We start from the raw sequence: 18,751 nt of genomic DNA, 5'->3' as shown, positions 1-18,751 counted from the left end.
CACCACGATCGCTGCCCGGCTGGCGGAACCCCTGGACGCCGATCAGGACAGTCAGGGATGCTCGAAGTCACGCTCGCGCCGATCGGAGACCAGATGAGCCAGCCGAACTTCTACACTGCCGATACCGCCCTCGCCCGACTGATCGAGCGGCACGTGCCGCACGGCGACCGTCAACTGCTCGAGCCGCTGCTGCACCGTCTCGGCGAGGACGTCGCGAACCGGATCGATCCCCTGGCCGACACCGCCGACAAGAACCCGCCGACGCTTCGGGCCTTCGCCAAGGACGGACAGCCGGCCAACGAGATCGTCTACCACCCGGCGTACACCGAGATGGCTGACATCCTGCTCGGCGAGTACGGCCTCGCGGCCGTCTCGCATCACCCCGTCCACGGGTGGGAGAGCAAGCCGCCCCAGCTGGTCAAGTACCTGATGACCTACCTCTACACCCAGGCCGAGTTCGGGCTCGCCTGCCCGATCAACATGACCGACAGCGCCGCCCGCACGCTCCGTCTACACGGTAGCGACGACCCGGAAGTCTCCGAGGCGGTCCGCCGGCTCACCTCCACCGACCCGGACCGCCTCACCGGTGCGATGTTCATGACCGAGCTGCAGGCCGGCACCGACATCGCGATGACCGAGGCAGTGGCCGAGCGCGATGGTGACCGATGGCGGCTCCACGGACGCAAGTGGTTTGCCTCCAACGCCGGCGCCGACATCACCCTGGTGCTCGCGCGGTTCCCCGGCGGCGAGGACGCCTCGACTCGGGGCGTCGGACTGTTCATGATGCCGCGACACAAGCCCGACGGGTCCCTGAACGACCACCGGATCGAGCGGCTCAAGGACAAGCTCGGCACCCGTTCGATGGCCTCCGGCGAGGTCACCCTGAACGGGGCGTACGCCGTCCAGGTCGGCGAGCTCGAGCGCGGTTTCCGGCAGATGACCGAGATGGTCAACATGTCGCGGCTGTCGAACGCCGTCCGCGCCGTCGCCCTGATGCGCCGTGGTCTGTACGAGTCGGTGCAGCACGTGCACCATCGCGTCGTCTTCGGGCGGCCGCTGATCGACCAGCCGCTGATGCGGCTCGATCTGCTCCGAATGACCGCGGACGTAGAAGCCGGGCTCGGCATGATCTTCTACTGTGCCGAAACCCTGCAGCAGGCGGACGACGGTGACGACACCGCCAAGACCCTGATCCGGCTGCTGACCCCGCTCGCGAAGCACTATCTGTGCAAACGCGCCCGATGGGCCACTGGTGAGGCGATGGAGATCCGCGGCGGCAACGGCTACATCGAGGAGTGGGTGAACCCCCGCCTGCTGCGCGACGCGCACCTGGGCTCGATCTGGGAGGGCGCCTCCAACGTCATCGCCCTGGACGTGCTGCGGTCGATGCGCAAGCTCGGCGCGCACAAGGTGCTCTTCGACGAGCTGAGGGAGCGCCTGTCGACCGTGGACGACGCCGCCCTGCAGGGCCTCCGCGACGATCTCGCCGCCCGGCTCGAAGCGGTCAGCGCGCGTGCCGAGGCGGTGCTCGGTTCCGCACCGGACGACGCGGAGGTGCTGATGGGGGCGCTCACCGACGACATGGCCACCCTGGCGATGGGGATCCTGCTCGCCTCCCAGGCAGCGCATGAGATCGCCTGCCACGGCGACCACCGGGCAATGATCGTGGCGCAGGCCTTCGAGCAGCTCGCGATCAGCAAGGACGAGACCCACGCGCCCTCCGGGCTGGGGCTCGTTCGGCAGATCGTGACCGGTAAGCACGTGAGTGACACCGACCTGCAGGAGCACGGCGTCCAGGTCACGACGGCCGTGTAACAGGCCGCGGTCCGGCGCGTGGCAGAGTAGAGCGAGCTGCCGCCATCGGCGCGACTGCCCCTCCACCGGAAGGACGACCACATGCCCGGGATCCTGCTACGCGACGCCGGTGACGGCATTCGCATCCTCAGCATCGACAACGCCGCGAAGAAGAACGCACTCGACAACGCCCTCTGTGGCGAGCTAGCCGAGAAGGTCTCCTCGCTGGCCGCCGACAAGGACGCCCGCGTCGTGATCGTCACCGGCGAAGGCGGCGCGTTCTGCGCGGGAGCCGACCTGCCCGACGTCTTCGGGACCATGGGCGATGACATCAACGACATCCGCGACCACCTAGGCGACGTCGTCTACCAGAGCTTCCTCGGCCTTCGGGAGCTGAAGATGCCGGTCATCTCAGCAGTCGAGGGCCCAGCGGTCGGAGCCGGGCTGAACATGGCGCTCGCGGCGGACGTCGTGATCGCCTCGCCGTCTGCCGACTTCGCCGCGACCTTCTCCAGGATCGGGCTTCATCAGGGCGGTGGCTGCACGCCGCTGCTGGTCGAGACGCTCGGCCGCCAGCGCGCGATGAAGTTGTTGCTGGAGGGTGGCCGGCTCACCGGCCAGCAGGCCTACGACCTCGGCCTGGTCGCCGCGCTCGCCGACGACCCGATGGACGCCGCCCTCGAGCTCGCCAAGACGACTGCGGACCTCGATCCACGTCTGGCTCGCAACATCAAGACCGCGGTCAAGCTCGCCAGCGAGTCCGGCTTCGACGCCGCGTTGCAGTTCGAGACCTGGGCGCAGGCCTACACGGCTACCCAGCCGGGCATCCAGAAGATGATCGCCAAGCTCAGCAAGAAGAAGTAGCTCGACTGCCCCGCCGAACCGGAAGGGGTTACTTGCCCTTGAAGACGGGGGCGCGCTTCTCGGTGCGGGCGAGCCGGCCCTCGGCGACGTCCTCGCTGGCGAAGCAGGCGTGGAAGTCGGCGATCAGTCCCGGGTCATTGGTGGGTAGTGCCGGGTTGTTCAGAACCTTCTTGCTGTAGGCGACGGACAGCGGCGCCAAGGTGGCGATCTCGGTGGCCCATGCGACCGCGTCGTTCAGGTCGCCGGCGCGATCGACCAGCCCGCACTCCATCGCCTCGACGCGGTCGATCTGCCCGGCAGCGATCAGCAGCCGCCGCGCGATGCCGCCGCCCGCGAGCTCGGTCAGCCGCCGGATCGTCCACGGATCCACCGCGAGACCGTTGCGGGCGGTCGGTACGCCGAACACCGCCCGCTGGTCGGCGAGCCGCAGGTCGCAGGCGAGAGCCAGTTGGGTGCCCGCGCCGATCGCCGGGCCGTTGATCGCGGCGATGACGGGCATCGGGCTGTCCATGATCTTCTGGAACAGCCCGTACAGCGCGGTCAAGAATGCATCGCCGTACACCGCGTCGAGGTCTGCCCCGGAGCAGAAGCTCGAGCCCTCGCCCGTGATGACCGCGACCCGCGACCCCCGGGACGCCTTCTCACGCACGATCTCGCCGAGCATGTCGCACAGCTCGACGTTGAGCGCGTTGCGGCGCTCGGGGCGGCTGAGCGTGATGACGGCGACGTCGCCGTGGTCGTGATGGTTGAGCATGTGGTCTCCAGGCGCGGATCGAGGCGTAGGGTCGGGTCCCAACTTATCCCGGTCGGAAGCGCACGCCTTGGCCGGGACGGGCCTGCGCCAGGTCTGAGAGGCTGGTCTGGCGGACGACGGCTATCACGGGATATCCGCCGGTCGTGGGGGTATCGGCCAGGAAGCACACCGGCGTCCCGATCGGCGGTATCTGGACTGCCCCCTGCATGAGGCCCTCGCTCGGCAGCTCGTCGTTCCGGGCCCGGGGCAACGGTGGTCCGTCTAGCCGCACGCCGATCCGGTCGGAGTCAGCGGTTACGACGTACTCGGTGCGCAGCAGCATCGGCCACGCCTCGTCGGTGAACCAGTCGATCCGCGGCCCGCGGCCCACCACGAGCTCCACCACGTCGGTCGGCTCGACGACCGGGAAGACGTCGATACCGGCCGGCGGGTCGTCGGGCAGCGGCCCCACTGGCAGCACGTCGCCCTCGCGCAGCGGTTCTGGACCAATGCCCCCGAGCAGGTCGGTGGCCCGCGACCCCAGCAACGGCGGCAGGTCGATCCCGCCCCGGACGCCGAGGTAGTTGCGCATTCCCCGAGCGGGGACGCCGACCGCGACCGTCGCGCCGGCAGGCACGTAGAACGCGGTGTGGTGACCGACGGGAGCGCCGTCCACGGTCACCTCGACCCGAGGCCCGGTCACGCACAGCCACGCCGGGTCACTGACCCGAACCGACAACCCGCCGAGGGTCGTCTCCAGACACGCTGCGGACGGCGGGTTGCCCAGCACCCGGTTCGCCAGTCCGAATGCGCGCCGGTCGGCCGCACCGGATCGGCCGACCCCTAGGTAGGCATTTCCCGGCCGGCCCAGATCCTGAACCGTCGTGCGGCCCCCGGGGCGCAGCACCGTCAGCGTTCTCATGCCGGCTGGAACCTCACCCTGGAGCCGGGGTGGAGGAGTGAGGGCTGGTCGCGGTGACTGCTCCACATGACCGTCTCGGTGCGGCCGAGCAGCTGCCATCCACCTGGGGACTCCCGCGGATACACGGCGGTGAACTGGCCGGTCATCGCGACCGATCCGGCGGGCACCGTCGTGCGGGGGGTGCGCCGGCGGGGCACGCGCAACCGCTCGTCGAGCCCGATCAGATAGGAAAATCCGGGGGCGAACCCGTTGAAGGCGACCGTGTAGTCGGCGCCGCTGTGCACCTCGATCACGGACTCGACGCTCAGGCCGGTGATCTCCGCGACGTCCGCCAGGTCCGCGCCGTCGTAGACCACCGGGATCGTCACGAGCTCGCCTGGGCCGTGGCCGCCACTCGATGGTTGGATCCCTTGCAGCGCAGGCAATGCGCGATCAAAGGCCGCGGTGTCCACGAAGGAGACCAGGACCGTGACGGCAGCGGGGACGACGTCCTCGAGACCGTCCAGAGCGAGCTGCTGCACCGCATCGTAGGTGCCGATGACCTCGTCGATCGAGCCGACCTCGAGCAGCGCTGCGCGCTCGCCGTACGGCAGCAGCCGGATGCTCACGCGAACGCCCTCACCTCGATGCCGGCGCCGGTCAACGCGTCGCGCACGGCGCTCGCGGTCTGCACTGCGGTGGGGGAGTCACCGTGCACGCACAGAGAGTGGGCGTCGACGGCGATGACCGAGCCGTCCAGGGCGACGATCTCGCGGTCGCGCGCCATCCGCGTCGCGCGTGCCGCGACGGTGTCCGGATCCTCGATCTTCGCCCCGGGCGTGCCGCGAGTGGCCAGCCGCCCGTCTGGGGAGTAGGCCCGGTCCGGGAAGGCCTCGTGCACGACCCGCAGGCCTTCGGCCGCGGCCAGCTCCAGCCATCGCGCGCCGGGTAACCCCATGACCGGCAGCGGCCTGCCGAACAGCACAAGCGCCTGGACCACGGCGCGGGCCTGCGCCTCGTGATGCACGATCGCGTTGTAGAGCGCACCGTGTGGCTTGACGTACCGCAGCGTCGTGCCCGCCGACCGGGCGACGCCGTCGATCGCGTGCAGCTGGTACAGGACGTCGGCCGTCAGCTCGTCGGGCTCGACGTCCACGAACCGGCGTCCGAAGCCGACGAGGTCGCGGTAGGAGACGTGCGCGCCCACGGACGTGCCGGCCGCCGCTGCCAACCGGCAGACGCGCAGCATGTGGGACGGGTCTCCGGCATGAAAACCGCACGCCACGTTGGCCGAGGTGACGATGCGCAGCAGCGCCTCATCGTCGGTCATCTGCCACATACCGAGCCCCTCGCCGAGGTCGGCGTTCAGGTCGATGATCATTCCGTCACGGTACGCCGGTGGAGCGCCCGCTCGGTATTACGTAAGGTCGGTGCCATGAAGGCTGTCCACATCGCATCCCTTGACGGTCCCGAAGCCGTCACCGTCGTCGAGGCCGAGAAGCCGACCCGTACACCCGAGCAGGTGCTCATCGAGGTGCACGCCGCGGGCGTGGCGTTCCCCGAGGTCCTGCAGTCGCGCGGCAAGTACCAGATCAAGCCCGAGCTGCCGTTCATCCCCGGCGCGGAGGTCGGTGGGGTCGTGCTCGAGGCGCCCAAGGGCTCGGGCCTGGCTGCAGGCGATCGGGTGAGCGCACTTTCGATGCTCGGCGGATTCGCCGAGTACGTCGTCGCCGACCCGGGTCTTGTCTTCAAGGTCCCGGACAACGTGAGCTTCGAGCAGGCGGCCTCCCTGCCTTTTAACTACATGACCGCGCACTTCGGTCTGCTGCCGCGCGGCCGGATGAGCGAGGGCGAGACCGTACTCGTGCACGGCGCGGCGGGCGGGGGCGGCACTGCCTCGATCCAGGTCGCCAAGGCGTTCGGCGCCGGCAAGGTGATCGCCGTGACGTCGACCGATGAGAAGGGCACGGTGGCGAAGGAGGCCGGCGCCGACGAGTACGTGCTCGTCGACGGCTTCAAGGACGCCGTCAAAGAACTGACCGGTGGCGAGGGCGTCGACATCGTGGTCGACACCGTCGGCGGCGACCGGTTCACTGACTCGCTGCGATCCCTGCGCAACGACGGCCGGCTGCTGGTCATCGGCTTCACGGAGGGCTCGATCCCCGAGGTCAAGGTCAACCGCCTCCTGCTGAACAACATCGACGTCGTCGGCGTCGGGTGGGGTGCCTACGCGGGCAAGCGACCCGGCTACTTCTCCTGGCAGTGGGGCGAGCTCGAGCCGAAGGTGGCCAACGGTCAGCTCGTCCCGCCGATCGGCGCCACCTTCCCGATGGAGGGCGTCGTGCAAGCCTTGCAGACCATCGACGAGCGCCGCGCGACCGGCAAGATCGTACTGAAGGTGCGGTAGCCGGCCACGCTGGTCGCTAGTGTCTGACGGGTCTCACAAGACGGGCCCGAGATGCCCTTAACTAGGCATGCCTAAGGCGTAACGTCGCAGGTGTGAACGAGTGTTGCAAGGACTGCGTCGACCTGCACGCCTGCCAGGTCGGCACCTCCGGCGTGATCTCCTGCGTGCTGCGTACTGAGGAGAATCTCGCCACGGTGCGACGGCTCGCGGAGCTGGGCGTACGCCGCGGCATTGTGCTTACCGCAGTCCAGAAGACCCCCGGCGGTGGCCGGGTCATCGCCATCGGCGACAGTCGGCTCGCCCTCGACAAGGGGACGTTGCAGAATCTGCACATCAGGACGACTGCCGAGGCGCCGAGCACCCCGACAGCCGCGGCGTCTTGACCGCCGAGCACGACGAGCAGCCGCACGCTGCCGTCGCCAGCGTGCCTTCGTGCCACGGGGACGCGACCGGTGCGGTAGCACCCGAGGGCGCGCCCGTCGTCGCGCTCGCCGGAGCGCCGAACGTCGGCAAGTCGACGCTGTTCAACACCCTCACCGGTGCGCGCCGCACCATGGGAAACTGGCCCGGCACCACGGTCGAGGTCGGCCGCGGTGCGTGGAAGGCCGCCGAGACCTACGACCTCGTCGACCTGCCCGGCGCCTACTCCCTCGACCCCGCCTCGCCCGACGAGGCGCTCACCCGGACGCTGCTCCTCGACGTGCCGGCGGCGGAGCGACCGGAGGCCGTCGTCGTCACCGTCGACGCCGCCCATCTGGGCCGCAGCCTCTATCTCGTGGCGCAACTGCGCGAGCACGCCTACCGGATCGTCGTGGCACTCACGATGGTCGACGTCGCCGCCCGGCGCGGAATCACCGTCGACAGCGCTGCGCTCGGCGCGGCCCTCGGCGTCCCAGTGGTGCAGGTCGACCCGCGGCGTCGCACCGGCATCGACGACCTGCAGCGGGCGGTCGCCAGGGCCGTCCGAGGGCCGGTGACACCGCCGCGTGACTTCCCGGCCGCGGACGACGACGGGTTCGCGCTCGCCGACGACCGCTTCGCGTGGATCGAGCGAGCCGTCGATTCCGCGACCGCTCGCGAGGCGGTGACCCGCCGGTCCTGGTCAGACACCTTCGACCGGATCGCGCTGTCGCGGGTGTGGGGACCGATCGTGTTCGCGCTGGCGATGTGGGCGGTCTTCCAGATCACCACGACGGTGGCGGCGCCACTGCAGGACGGCCTCGACACGCTCGTCGCCGGACCGCTGTCGGACGGCGCATCCTGGGTGCTGCAGCAGGCGGGTCTGGACACCACCGTCGTGCACGGGCTGCTCATCGACGGCCTGATCGCCGGCGTCGGCATGCTGCTGACCTTCGTGCCACTGATGGCCCTGATGTTCCTGCTGCTGGCGCTGCTGGAGGACTCCGGCTACATGGCGCGCGCCGCCGTCGTCGCGGACCGATGGATGCGCGCGATGGGGCTGCCCGGAAAGGCCTTTCTGCCACTGATCGTCGGGTTCGGCTGCAATGTGCCGGCGATCAGCGCGACCCGCGTGCTGTCGACACCTCGGCAGCGGATCCTCACGGCGCTGCTCGTCCCGTTCACCTCGTGCTCAGCCCGGCTGACCGTCTACGTGCTGCTCGCGACGATCTTCTTCCCGCGCTACGCCGGAACCGTCGTCTTCGCGATGTACGTCGTCTCGATCCTGCTGATCGTGGGCGTCGGCCTGCTGCTGAAGAAGACGCTCTGGCGAGCCGTGGGCAGCGAACCGCTGATGATGGACCTGCCGCCGTACCAACGCCCCACGCTGCGGCTGATCTCGCTGGTGACCTGGGTTCGGCTGAAGGGGTTTCTGCGGACCGCGTCGGGGATCATCGTCGTCACGGTCATCGTCGTCTGGGCGCTGCAGTCCTGGCCGGTGCGCGGCGACGGATCCTTCGGCGACACCCCCGTCGAGGACTCGGCGTACGCCGTGGTCAGTCAGACGGTCACCCCGATCTTCCAGCCCACCGGATTCGCCGCGTGGCAGACGACCGGTGCGTTGGTCACCGGCTTCGTGGCCAAGGAGGCGGTGATCTCGTCGTGGGCCCAGACGTACGCCGTCGATGATCCCGGGGCAACCGGCGACGACTCCGCGCTCGGTGCGAAGATCACCGAGGCATTCGAGGAGTCCTCGGGCGGGCACACCGCACCGGCGGTCTTCGCGTTCATGGTCTTCCTGCTCGCTTACACGCCGTGCGTCGCGACCCTCGCGGCGCAGCGCCGGGAGATCGGCATGCGATGGACGGTGTTCGGCGTCGGCATGCAGTTCGTGGTCGCCTGGGTGCTCGCCGTGGCGGTCTTCCAGGTCGGGCGGCTGCTGTGGTGAGTGGTCCGCTGACGGCGGTGTCCGAGGCGATCGCCCACGGTGCCGTATCCCGAGCCGACATCGCGCGGCGTGCCGGCCTGGACCCCTCGGTGGTGGACGCGTCACTGGATCACCTCATCCGGATGGGGCGAATCACGACCGAGCAACTCTCGAGCGGCTGCCCGGACGGCGGCTGCGGCGGGTGCCCCAGCGGAAAGGCCGACGGATCGGCCGGGTGCGGGGCTTCCGCGCCTGCGAACGCCCGCGGCCCGGTGCTGCTGAAGCTGACCCGCCGCCCGAGCGCTCGCGCCAACTCGCGGTGAGCACCGCTACTCGCCAGGTGGCCGGAGATGACCAGGCGCTGGATCTGGTTGGTGCCCTCGAAGATCTGCATGACCTTGGCGATTGCCTGTCGTTACCGGCCAGTTGTGATGCATCTCATGGGCAACCGTGACCTAATCGTGATCTGCCCAGGTAGTGGCCACCTTCGCTGCCAACTTCCGAATCGAACACGGCACCTGCTTTTGTGTGCTACTTGCGAGTTTCGCCGCGCCCACTGTCTAATCGCGTTGGCGCCATGGGGGGGCCACGGGCGCTCGCGCCCAGATCCCGGGGGGAAATATGACGAAGACGCGTCGATCGGTGGCCGCGCACGTCGGTCGGCTGTTGACGGTGATGGTTATTGCCTCGCTCGCACTCGGCGTGCCAATGGTGGTTCCCGATGCTCAGTTGCCGCAGGCCGCGGCCGCCACGATTAACTTCGGCGGTGTCCAGGCCTCGGTGTCCAACCAGACCTCGTACACCGGCGTCACCTACGACACCGGCAATAAGACCGCTACCTTCAGCGGCCAGACCACCGACCCCGCCACCGCCGCCGGTGGCTGCACCCGGTATAGCCCGAGCGCGAACACCTTCGTAAGCGCCGGCGCGAACGCGATCGTGTCGCACGGAAATGATGTCGCCAATTGCCCTGGCGCCGTGAACCTTTCCAAGCAGAGCGCTGTTCAGGTGACCCCGAATAATGTCACCACGGTCAATGACGGAGACGTTTTCCTGCTCGCCAAGGTGACCCACTACAACAACCCGATCAACGGCAATCACCCGAAGTACTACCAGGGCAATGTAAACATCCGATTCCCTGGTTTCACTGGCAACAACACGGTCTCGTTCACCTACCAGCTCGCGGAGACGCCGAACACGGCAACCGTATGCGAGCAGTCACCAGCCGAACTCAACCCTTGGAGCAACAACCAGGCCGGCACCCCGAATGCCAACGGGTGCGCGGACTGGATCAGCTTCATCTCACAGGTATCGAGCACGACCCTCCTGAAGGATGGCATCACCTACAAGCTTCAACTCGAAGGCTTTGACCAGAGCGCGCAATGCTCTGCCACCCTTGATCCAAGCGGCACCGGGCAGACCTTCTGGACGATGGAGAAGGCGACCACCTCCGCCTGTCTCTACGCCTCGTTCAAGCAGGTGCGATCGCTCACCATCGTCAAGAAGGTCCTCACCGCAGACGGCTCGGTTGCCCCGGCGAAGACCTTCAGCTTCAGCACGACATCTTCGGTGCGGAGCGGCGAATGGGACAACAAGACGTTCACGCTGAGCGGCGGACAGAGCTACGGCCCGAAGGAACTGCTGCAAGACCAGCAGGTAACCGTGACCGAGGCGCCCCCAGGCGACAAGTGGTCGGTGAAAGACATCCAATGCGTTGACGGTGAAAACAAGTCCGTGGACATCACCAAGGATCTCACAAACGGCAAGTTCACCCTCAAGGTCGGCGCACCTGCGTCGGACAAAGCGGCACCAGTGACGTGCACATACACCAACGAGTACAAGCCGGACGCCCAACTCACCCTAGTCAAGAAGGTGGACGGCGGCACCGCGACGCCTGCGAACTGGACGCTGACGGCGACTGGATCGGGAGCCAGCGCTAGCGTTATCTCCGGTGCGTCCGGAAGCGCCGGCGTCACCAAGCAGAAGGTCAAAGCTGGCACCTACGTGCTGAGCGAGACCGGCCCCGTCGGATACGTCCAGCAGGGCGCTTGGGCGTGCAAGAACGACGCCGGAGCAGCCGTCGCGGTAACCGATGGAAACAAGGTCACTCTCGTTGACAACGCCTCGGTCACCTGCGAGGTCACTAACCGATTCCAGAAGGGTGATCTGAAGATCACCAAAACCGTCAAAGGTCCAGAGGGCGGCTACGTCGGCACGGGTAAGCCATTCTCTGGCACCTACAAGTGTGGCAGCGGCGCCGAAGTACCGTTCCAGGTCGGCCCGGGTGCCGGCAACGAGGTCACCGTCACGGGCATCCCGGCCGGAACCTCCTGCACGGTCACCGAGACCGCGCCGTCCGGCAGCACCAACCTGAAGGACACCTCCTACACCTGGGTGTCCACCGCCTATGCACCCGCCCAGACCGTCGTCATTCCCGATCAAGGCTCCGCGACCGTCGCGATCACCAACGAGTACAAGCAGAACTTCGGATCTCTGCAGTTGAATAAGGTCGTCACCCCGCGCGATGGCACCCCCGCCACCGGCTACACCGGAGGTGACAACCGTGCCTTCGCGATCGGTTACGACTGCAAGATCGGCAACACGACGGTCAAGAGCGGCTCGGAGCAGGTCAGCGTCGCTGGCTCGAAGACGGTCACCGGGATCCCGGCTACCTCGGTCTGCACCGTCACCGAAACCGGCCCCTCCGGCCAAAACGGCGACTTCGCGGATGCGTCCTATGCGTGGGATGGCAACACGATCAGCCCGCCTGCGACCATCACTGATAACGCCACGCAGAAGGTCACCGTCACCAACTACTTCACGAAGCTCACCGGAAGCCTGACGATCGAGAAAAAGATCGTCGGCGACGGCTACACGGGCGGCGCCGCCAAGGAGTTCAAGGTCGACTGGAAGTGCTCCGACAGCGAGAAGGGGACCGCCGAACTGGCCAACGGCGGCAGCGAGACGATCAAAGTGCCGGCGAACCTGGCCTGCACCGTGACCGAGCAGTCGCCAACCGGCAACCTCGCCGCCGGGTACGAATGGGCCGCTCCGACGTATGAAGGGCTGACCAACGGCACCGTCACGACCACCGCCGGACAAAGCGCGACAGTCACCGTCACCAACCGCACCAACCCGACGTACGGCAATCTGTCGGTCACCAAGAAGGTCACCGGCGAGACCGCCGGCGTCCTGAACGGAAGCACCTTTCCGGTCACCGTCACGTGCAACGCGCCGGCGCAGGGCGAAAGTGCTAACTACGCCCATACCTTCGACCTGGTGCCCGGAGTCCCCCAGTCCACGCCCCAGCTGCAAATCGGCACGGCATGCACGGTGAGCGAGGGCGCGCTTCCGGCGCTGATCGACGCCTCCTACGCCTGGGGCCCCAAGCCCGCCGACCAGCAGGTCACCATCGATACCAAGGACCAGACCGCCGCAGTGACGGTGACCAACACCGTCACCCGCGTGTACGCCAAGCCCGCCATCGTCAAAGCCGTCACGGCCAAGGATGGGCTCAACGGGTCCAACGTGACCTTCAACGGCACGTGGAAGTGCACCTACGGCGGCTCAGAGGTCGCGACCGGCCAGTGGAGCGTCATCGGGACGGGCTCCGCGTCGCTGACCGCGACCGACGGCAGCCTGGACACGATCCCGGTTACCGCAGCGTGCAGCGCGACCGAAAACACGGTCACGACACCCCCGAGCGGCACCGACTCGTCGTACGTTTGGGGCGCGCCGAGCATCGACGGCCCGGTCACGCTCACACCGAGCGGCGGCACGATCACCGTCACCAACCCGATCTTGCGGGTCACCGGCCAGTTCACGGTCGGAAAGACGGTGGTAGGTGGCGCCGCGGGCAGTGCCTACCAAGACACCGCGTTCACCTTCCACTACGTGTGCACGCCGCAGTCCGGCGAGACGGTAAGCGGTGATCTCACAGCGAAGGCGGGCCAGACCGCCCAGCTCCCCGCCGGCACCACGATCCCGCTCGGCTCCACCTGCACGGTCGAGGAGACCGGCAAGGCGAACCCGATCGACCCCTACACCTGGGACTCGGTCACCTACTCCGGCACGGGCGTGACGACCTCCGGCACCAAAGCCACGTTCAAGGTCAGCGACGCCAACACGCCCATAGCGGTGACCGTGACCAACACGACCTCGGCGAAGACCGTCGACGTCACGGTGAAGAAGAAGGTCAGCGGGCAGACCGCCGGTCTGAAGCCGGGCACCACCTTCGCGATCAGCCTGACGTGCACCGTGCCGGGTTCGCAGGCTCCACAGACATTCGGCCCGCAGCAGGTGAGCGACGGTGGCTCGGCCACCATCGCCGTCCCGCTCGGATCGAGCTGCGTAGCCACCGAGGCGCTGCCCGCCGCGGGCACGCTCGTCGACGGCTCGTACGCCTGGGAGGCACCGACCTACGATCCGAGCTCGAGCGTCGTCGTCTCGGAGCCAACCACCTTCACAGTCACGAACCCGATCACACGCGTCTACAGCGGACCGAACTCGCTGAAGATCACCAAGATCCTCACCGACCCCGACTCAGTCGTCGCCGCTGACCACGCCTACGCGGGCACGTGGAGCTGCACCTACGGCAACGACCCGGCGGTCACTGGAACGTGGAGCCGAGACGGTGCCGGCGAGGCGACGGTGAGCGGGTTCCCCACCAACGGCGTACTCATCGGCTCGTCCTGCACCGTCAGCGAGAACGCGCTGAGCAATCCCGCGGCAGCCAACGGCGATCCGTCGTACACCTGGGGCGCCCCGGCCTACGGCGCGGCGACCGTCGAAGCCGGCGCCGTCACCACGATGACCGTCACGAACACCGTCAACCACGCCACCGGAGCCCTGAAGATCACCAAGAAGCTCGACGGTGAGACGGCCGGCTACGCCGCCACCGGCACCCCGTTCGCTATCGACTACTCGTGCCGCTTCAAGGACGGCGGACCGGAGCGGACCGGCACGGTCAACCTCGGGCCCGGCGGCACCGCGACCGTCGAAGGGATCTCGAACGGTTGGACCTGCAGCGCTACAGAGCGGGCGAGTTCGCTGACCAGCGACCTGCTCGTGAACGCCTCCTACGCCTGGGGCTCGCCGGCGAGCAGCGACCCGGTGACGATCAGCGCCGGCGGGGACGCCCCGACGATCACCGTCACCAACACCATCACGCGGGCGTACGGCGCACTGGCGATCGACAAGGCGTACGGCACCAACGCTGACGCGATCACCGCCCAGGCGGCCTTCAGCGGCACCTACCAGTGCACCTACACCGAGGGCACGACGACCAGCACGTATTCCGGCACGTGGAAGCGGGACGGCGCCGGGTCGGCGACGCTGACCGCCGATGCCGGGATGCCGGCCCCCGACCAGTTACCGGTTACCTCCTCCTGCACCGTGACCGAGATCGCTCCCACCGGTGGTCTGGTCGACGGCTCCTGGGCCTGGACCGAGCCTCACGTGAGCCAGCCCGCTCCGATCACCGCGCAGGGGACGTCGAAGGCGGTCGTGACCAACTCGCCGACCCGCGTGTACAGCGAGGTGAAGGTCGCAAAGGCGTTCGATGGCGACGCCGCCAAGGCGCTGAAGCCTGACGCCAAGGTCACCGGCACCTGGCAGTGCACGCACGACGGAACGCGACCGGAGGACAACCAGAACGGCACCTGGGAGCTGCCCGCCGCTGGCGGCACCGCCTCGCTCAGCACGAGCGTACCGACCGGCGCGGCCTGCACCGTCACCGAGAACACACCCGTGGCAGGTCTGCTAGTCGACTCGTCTTACGCGTGGAACACCCCTACGTACGACCCGGCAGGCGGGAAGGTGACCACCGTCGCCGGAGCGCCGCAGACGGTCACGATCACCAACAGCGTGCACCGGCAGTACGGCGAGCTCGAGATCACCAAGGTGATCGACCTGCCGGACGGCGTACAGCCGGCCAGCGACCTCGGGTTCAGCGGCACCTACACCTGCACCCATCCCGGCGACGACCCACAGACCGGGACCTGGGCGCTGAGCTACCCGAGCAAGGCGAGCATCCCTGGCATCCTCGTCGGGTCCAGCTGTGAGATCACCGAGACGGCGCCCGCAGGCGGCGCGGCGGCAACCGATCCGTCGTACGTCTTCACCGGCCAGCACGTGATTTCCGGACAGCCGGCGACTGTCGCGCTCGGTGAGAAGGCGACGATCACCGTCACGAACAAGACCGAACGGATCACCACGAGCTTGTCTATCGCCAAGAAGCTGATCGGCGACGAAAAGGGCGAGTTCGCGGAGACGAAGTTCCCCGTCTCGTGGAAATGCACCGACGCCTCTGGTGGAACGCAGTCCGGTACCGCGACGGTGTCGCCGGAGGGCACGATCGACGCGCAACAGCAGATACCGATCGGCGCCAAGTGCTCGGTGACCGAAGGAGCCCTGCCCGAGGCCGGCCCGCGCTACTCCTGGCAGCCGGTGAATCTCGAGGTAGCCGGCGGCAGCAGCCCGAGCCTCGACCAAACGGCACAGACGATCAGCTTTACCGTCGCGCCGCTCAGTGAGGACGGCACCGGCCCGCAGGTCACCATCACCAACAGCCTCGTGCGGCAGGACGCCGGCTACTACCTCACCAAGACCTCTGACCCGGTGAGTGGGTCGAAGGTCGAGCCCGGCGACACCATCACCTACACGGTGAGCGTGACGCCGACCGGCGAGGGGGTCACCGACGACGTGGTCGTCACTGACGATCTATCGCAGGTACTGCCTTACGCTGACGTCTCCGCGATCGTGCCGTCGCAAGGAAGCGCGTCGATATCGGGCACCACCCTGACGTGGCAGCTAGGAACGGTCTCAGGCACCACGCCGTATACCATCAGCTACGAGGCGAAGGTAAAGGCGAACACTTGGGGCGCGGACCTGAAGAACGTGGTTAGCGCGACCGGCGAGCAGCCGCCGACCGACTGCCCGACCTGCACCACCACGACCGAGCACGAGGTGCCCCCGTCGTACACCATCACCAAGTCGGCTGACCCGGCCTCCGGGTCGAAGGTCAAGCCGGGCCAGGTCATCACCTACACGGTTCTCGTGGCGAACAACTCGATCTCGCCAATCAGCGGAGTCGTCGTGACCGACGACATGAGCGAGGTGCTGAATCACGCTTCGTTCCTGTCGGTGACTCAGGGTGAGGGCGCACAGCTCGGTGGTTCGAAGCTGACCTGGACGGTCCCGCAGATCGAGCCAGGAAAGTCGGTGGCGTTGTCGTATCAGGTCACGGTGCACGCCGATGCCTGGAACGTCACGATCAAGAACCACATCACCGGTGCGCAGGGTGACAACCCGCCGTCACCGTGCCCGACGTGCGTCACGACGACGAAGCACTCCACCGGCGACCAGCCGGCTTCGCCAGGAGCCCCAGTGGTGCCCGGCCAGCCGGTCGCCCCCCGGCCGCCGTTGGCGAAGACCGGACTGGAGGCCGATCGCCTCAGTACCTGGGCCCTGGTGCTACTGGCGGCCGGCGCACTGATGCTGCTCGGTGGACGACGCCGGACCTAGGCCTCGATCGCCCGCATCCGGTTCACCATCCGCCGAGGGCGGATGGTGAACCGGTTCTTCTCGGACGATCAGCCAGACGGGTGGACGTCGATCTACTACGAGGGCATCGCGAACGGACCAGGACGTGCAGTTGAGCTACCACTTCGCGAAGGCGACACTGTTGGCCCTGGCCCCGCAGGGGGCTTGCTCTGGCCGGGGCCGCTCGTCTCCAAGAGGCTGCTATTTGGCCAGGTGACGGGAGATGACCAGGCGCTGGATCTGGTTGGTGCCCTCGAAGATTTGCATGACCTTCGCCTCGCGCATGAACCGCTCGACCGGGAAGTCCTTGGTGTACCCGGCGCCGCCTAGTACCTGCACGGCGTCCGTGGTCACCCTCATTGCGTTGTCGGTGCAGATCAGCTTGGCGACCGAGGCCTCCTTGGAGAATGGCTTGCCGGCGTCCTTGAGCCGCGCCGCGTGCAGGTAGGCCGCCCGCGCGCTGGAGACCGCGGCCTCCATGTCCGCGAGCAGGAAGCCGAGGCCCTGGTGGTCAATGATCTTGCGGCCGAACGCCGTCCGCTCCTTGGCGTAGGCGACCGCGTTGTCGAGGGCGCCCTGGGCCAGCCCGACCGCGCAGGCGGCGATGCCCAACCGTCCGGAGTCCAGACCGGCGAGCGCGATCGGCAGGCCCTGGCCCTCCTCGCCGATTCGCTGCGACTCGGGGATGCGGGCGCCGTCGAAGCGCATCGTGGTGGTGGTCGAGCTCATCAGGCCCATCTTGTCCTCGGGCTTGTCCGAGGTGAGGCCGGGCGTTCCCGCGGGAACGTTGAAGCAGGTGATGCCGCGGCCGCCGTCGTCCGAGGTGCGCAGCATGGTGATGTAGTAGTCCGCGTGGCCGCCGTGGGTGATCCACGCCTTGGCACCGTTGGCGACGTACTCGTCGCCGTCCTTGGTGGCGCGGGCGATCATCGCCGCGGGATCGGAGCCTGCATGCGGCTCGGACAGGCAGTAGGCGCCCAGCTGGGTTCCGCCGAGCATGTCGGGCAGCCATGCCTCACGCTGCTGCTCGGTGGTGAAGGTGGAGGCGATGCCCAGGGTGAGCGCGTGCACGCTGACGCCGACGGCGACCGCGGCCCAGCGCGCACCGATCTCCTCAAGCACCTGGAGGTAGACCTCGTAGGGCTGGGCACCGCCGCCGTACTCCTCGGGGAACGGCAGTCCGAGCAGCCCCGCCTGACCCAGCGCCGTAAATACCTCGCGGGGGAAGCGCTCCTCCCGCTCGTACGACGCCGCCTTGGGCAGCAGCTCCTTGTCGGCGATCTCGCGAGTGAGGTCGATCAGGTCCTGACCCTCGTCGGTCGGCATGAGTCGCTGAACCACCATGGCGTGCTCCCGGTGAGTTAATGACTGTTAACTGAGCTCGAGTGTAGCGACGCCGGCCCGCCCTCGATAGGTGATGATCACGACGTCGCGATCACGAGCCCTCACCGGAAGCGGGTCGCTCGGCTTCTTCTTCCTCCTGCTGCTCCTCCACCCGCTTCTTGATCCGTCCCATGCCGGGCAGCGAGCCGAGCATCTCGTTGAGCTCGCGTGAGACCAGCAGCAGCTCGCGGAGGTCCGGACCGACCGATTCCAGCGTCCCCAGCATCGGCAGGACGTCGTCGCGAAGAGAGTCGGTGAGCTCGGGCAGCATGTCGATGACGTGCACCAGCGCCTCGACCTCCTCGGGGTGCGTGGTCTCGGCTAGCTTGTCGATCGTCGGCTTCAGAGCAGTGAGCGGCGGCTCATATTCTTCGAGAAGTTTCGATGCCTTGCCGAGCGCCTGGTCGGCGCCGGAGACGGTTGCGTCGACCCGGGCAGTCGTCGCCTCGGCCGCATCCAGAACGCCCGTGGCGCGCGCCGTCGCCTCCTCAGTGGTGGTGAGCACCCCGTCGACTCGCGCGACGGCGGTCTCGGCGCCGCCGATCACGGCGTCTGCTCGGGTCACGGCCGCCTCGGCGCCGTCGGTGATGGTCTCGACCCGCGCTATCGTGCCGTCGACTCGGCCGATGGTCAGCTCGGCGCGATCGACGACCTGGTGGATTCGTTCCACGAGGCTCTCGACGGAGTCGACGAGGCCGACCACTCGGGGAAGGAGGTCGGTGAGCGTGTCCACGCTCGAGCCGACCCAGCTGAGGGCGTTGACGAGATCTGAAGGGCCGGGAATCCGCATACGTCGACGGT

General features: G+C 67.9%; 13 protein-coding genes. 7 read left to right on the top strand and 6 right to left on the bottom strand.

Going from position 1 to position 18,751, the window contains the following annotated elements; all coding sequences use genetic code 11:
- The first annotated feature begins 57 nt into the window (after window positions 1-57).
- A complete protein-coding gene (locus tag DAA40_RS06825; RefSeq protein WP_199849552.1) occupies window positions 58-1,815 on the top strand; it encodes an acyl-CoA dehydrogenase family protein in 1,758 nt (585 codons plus the stop codon).
- 81 nt (window positions 1,816-1,896) lie between these two features.
- On the top strand, window positions 1,897-2,658 hold the full coding sequence (locus DAA40_RS06820) for an enoyl-CoA hydratase-related protein (RefSeq protein ID WP_106848879.1): 762 nt from the start codon (window positions 1,897-1,899) through the stop codon (window positions 2,656-2,658).
- Between the two features lie 28 nt (window positions 2,659-2,686).
- Here DAA40_RS06820 and DAA40_RS06815 read toward each other — a convergent pair whose 3' ends face one another.
- From DAA40_RS06815 to DAA40_RS06800, 4 genes are read right to left on the bottom strand one after another with little or no spacing between them, the layout of a single operon-like run.
- Complete coding sequence (locus tag DAA40_RS06815) at window positions 2,687-3,412, bottom strand: enoyl-CoA hydratase (protein ID WP_106848878.1); 726 nt, start codon at window positions 3,410-3,412, stop codon at window positions 2,687-2,689.
- 43 nt (window positions 3,413-3,455) lie between these two features.
- Window positions 3,456-4,313 (bottom strand): biotin-dependent carboxyltransferase family protein, encoded by an 858-nt coding sequence (locus tag DAA40_RS06810; protein WP_106848877.1) that lies wholly within the window; start codon window positions 4,311-4,313, stop codon window positions 3,456-3,458.
- Entirely contained in the window at window positions 4,310-4,921 is a 612-nt protein-coding gene (locus tag DAA40_RS06805; protein ID WP_234356257.1) for an allophanate hydrolase subunit 1, read from the bottom strand. The genes DAA40_RS06810 and DAA40_RS06805 overlap by 4 nt, the downstream gene beginning before the upstream one ends.
- On the bottom strand, window positions 4,918-5,673 hold the full coding sequence (locus DAA40_RS06800; protein WP_106848876.1) for a LamB/YcsF family protein: 756 nt from the start codon (window positions 5,671-5,673) through the stop codon (window positions 4,918-4,920). The genes DAA40_RS06805 and DAA40_RS06800 overlap by 4 nt, the downstream gene beginning before the upstream one ends.
- Before the next feature lie 54 nt (window positions 5,674-5,727).
- Here DAA40_RS06800 and DAA40_RS06795 point away from each other — a divergent pair, with 54 nt between their 5' ends.
- From DAA40_RS06795 to DAA40_RS06775, 5 genes are all read left to right on the top strand, one after another.
- Complete coding sequence (locus DAA40_RS06795) at window positions 5,728-6,699, top strand: NADPH:quinone oxidoreductase family protein (RefSeq protein WP_106848875.1); 972 nt, start codon at window positions 5,728-5,730, stop codon at window positions 6,697-6,699.
- 92 nt (window positions 6,700-6,791) lie between these two features.
- Complete coding sequence (locus DAA40_RS06790) at window positions 6,792-7,082, top strand: FeoA family protein (RefSeq protein WP_199849551.1); 291 nt, start codon at window positions 6,792-6,794, stop codon at window positions 7,080-7,082.
- The gene (gene feoB / locus DAA40_RS06785; RefSeq protein WP_106848874.1) at window positions 7,079-9,046 is read left to right on the top strand and encodes a ferrous iron transport protein B; all 1,968 of its coding nucleotides are present in this window, start codon (window positions 7,079-7,081) and stop codon (window positions 9,044-9,046) included. Before DAA40_RS06790 ends, feoB begins: the two co-directional genes overlap by 4 nt.
- Window positions 9,043-9,348 (top strand): FeoC-like transcriptional regulator, encoded by a 306-nt coding sequence (locus DAA40_RS06780; RefSeq protein ID WP_199849550.1) that lies wholly within the window; start codon window positions 9,043-9,045, stop codon window positions 9,346-9,348. Before feoB ends, DAA40_RS06780 begins: the two co-directional genes overlap by 4 nt.
- Window positions 9,349-9,646: 298 nt before the next feature.
- Window positions 9,647-16,549, top strand: a complete 6,903-nt coding sequence (locus DAA40_RS06775) for a DUF5979 domain-containing protein (RefSeq protein WP_158716284.1) — start codon at window positions 9,647-9,649, stop codon at window positions 16,547-16,549.
- A gap of 219 nt (window positions 16,550-16,768) precedes the next feature.
- Here DAA40_RS06775 and DAA40_RS06770 read toward each other — a convergent pair whose 3' ends face one another.
- Window positions 16,769-17,911 carry an acyl-CoA dehydrogenase family protein gene (locus tag DAA40_RS06770; RefSeq protein WP_106848871.1) on the bottom strand — a complete coding sequence of 381 codons (1,143 nt, stop codon included), beginning with the start codon at window positions 17,909-17,911 and terminating at the stop codon, window positions 16,769-16,771.
- Window positions 17,912-18,002: 91 nt separating this feature from the next.
- Entirely contained in the window at window positions 18,003-18,740 is a 738-nt protein-coding gene (locus tag DAA40_RS06765) for a hypothetical protein (RefSeq protein WP_106848870.1), read from the bottom strand.
- Window positions 18,741-18,751: the final 11 nt, after the last annotated feature.

This window comes from Blastococcus sp. Marseille-P5729 (assembly GCF_900292035.1).
Taxonomy (GTDB): Bacteria; Actinomycetota; Actinomycetes; order Mycobacteriales; family Antricoccaceae; genus Cumulibacter.
This window is presented reverse-complemented; position numbering and strand designations above follow the sequence as displayed.

What these genes read in the sequence shown, in the direction of transcription:
- DAA40_RS06775 (WP_158716284.1), top strand. Translation starts at nt 9,647, where the DNA reads ATGACGAAGACGCGTCGATCGGTGGCCGCGCACGTCGGTCGGCTGTTG.
- DAA40_RS06810 (WP_106848877.1), bottom strand. Translation starts at nt 4,313, where the DNA reads ATGAGAACGCTGACGGTGCTGCGCCCCGGGGGCCGCACGACGGTTCAG.
- DAA40_RS06825 (WP_199849552.1), top strand. Translation starts at nt 58, where the DNA reads ATGCTCGAAGTCACGCTCGCGCCGATCGGAGACCAGATGAGCCAGCCG.
- DAA40_RS06765 (WP_106848870.1), bottom strand. Translation starts at nt 18,740, where the DNA reads ATGCGGATTCCCGGCCCTTCAGATCTCGTCAACGCCCTCAGCTGGGTC.
- DAA40_RS06795 (WP_106848875.1), top strand. Translation starts at nt 5,728, where the DNA reads ATGAAGGCTGTCCACATCGCATCCCTTGACGGTCCCGAAGCCGTCACC.
- DAA40_RS06815 (WP_106848878.1), bottom strand. Translation starts at nt 3,412, where the DNA reads ATGCTCAACCATCACGACCACGGCGACGTCGCCGTCATCACGCTCAGC.
- DAA40_RS06800 (WP_106848876.1), bottom strand. Translation starts at nt 5,673, where the DNA reads ATGATCATCGACCTGAACGCCGACCTCGGCGAGGGGCTCGGTATGTGG.
- DAA40_RS06770 (WP_106848871.1), bottom strand. Translation starts at nt 17,911, where the DNA reads ATGGTGGTTCAGCGACTCATGCCGACCGACGAGGGTCAGGACCTGATC.
- DAA40_RS06820 (WP_106848879.1), top strand. Translation starts at nt 1,897, where the DNA reads ATGCCCGGGATCCTGCTACGCGACGCCGGTGACGGCATTCGCATCCTC.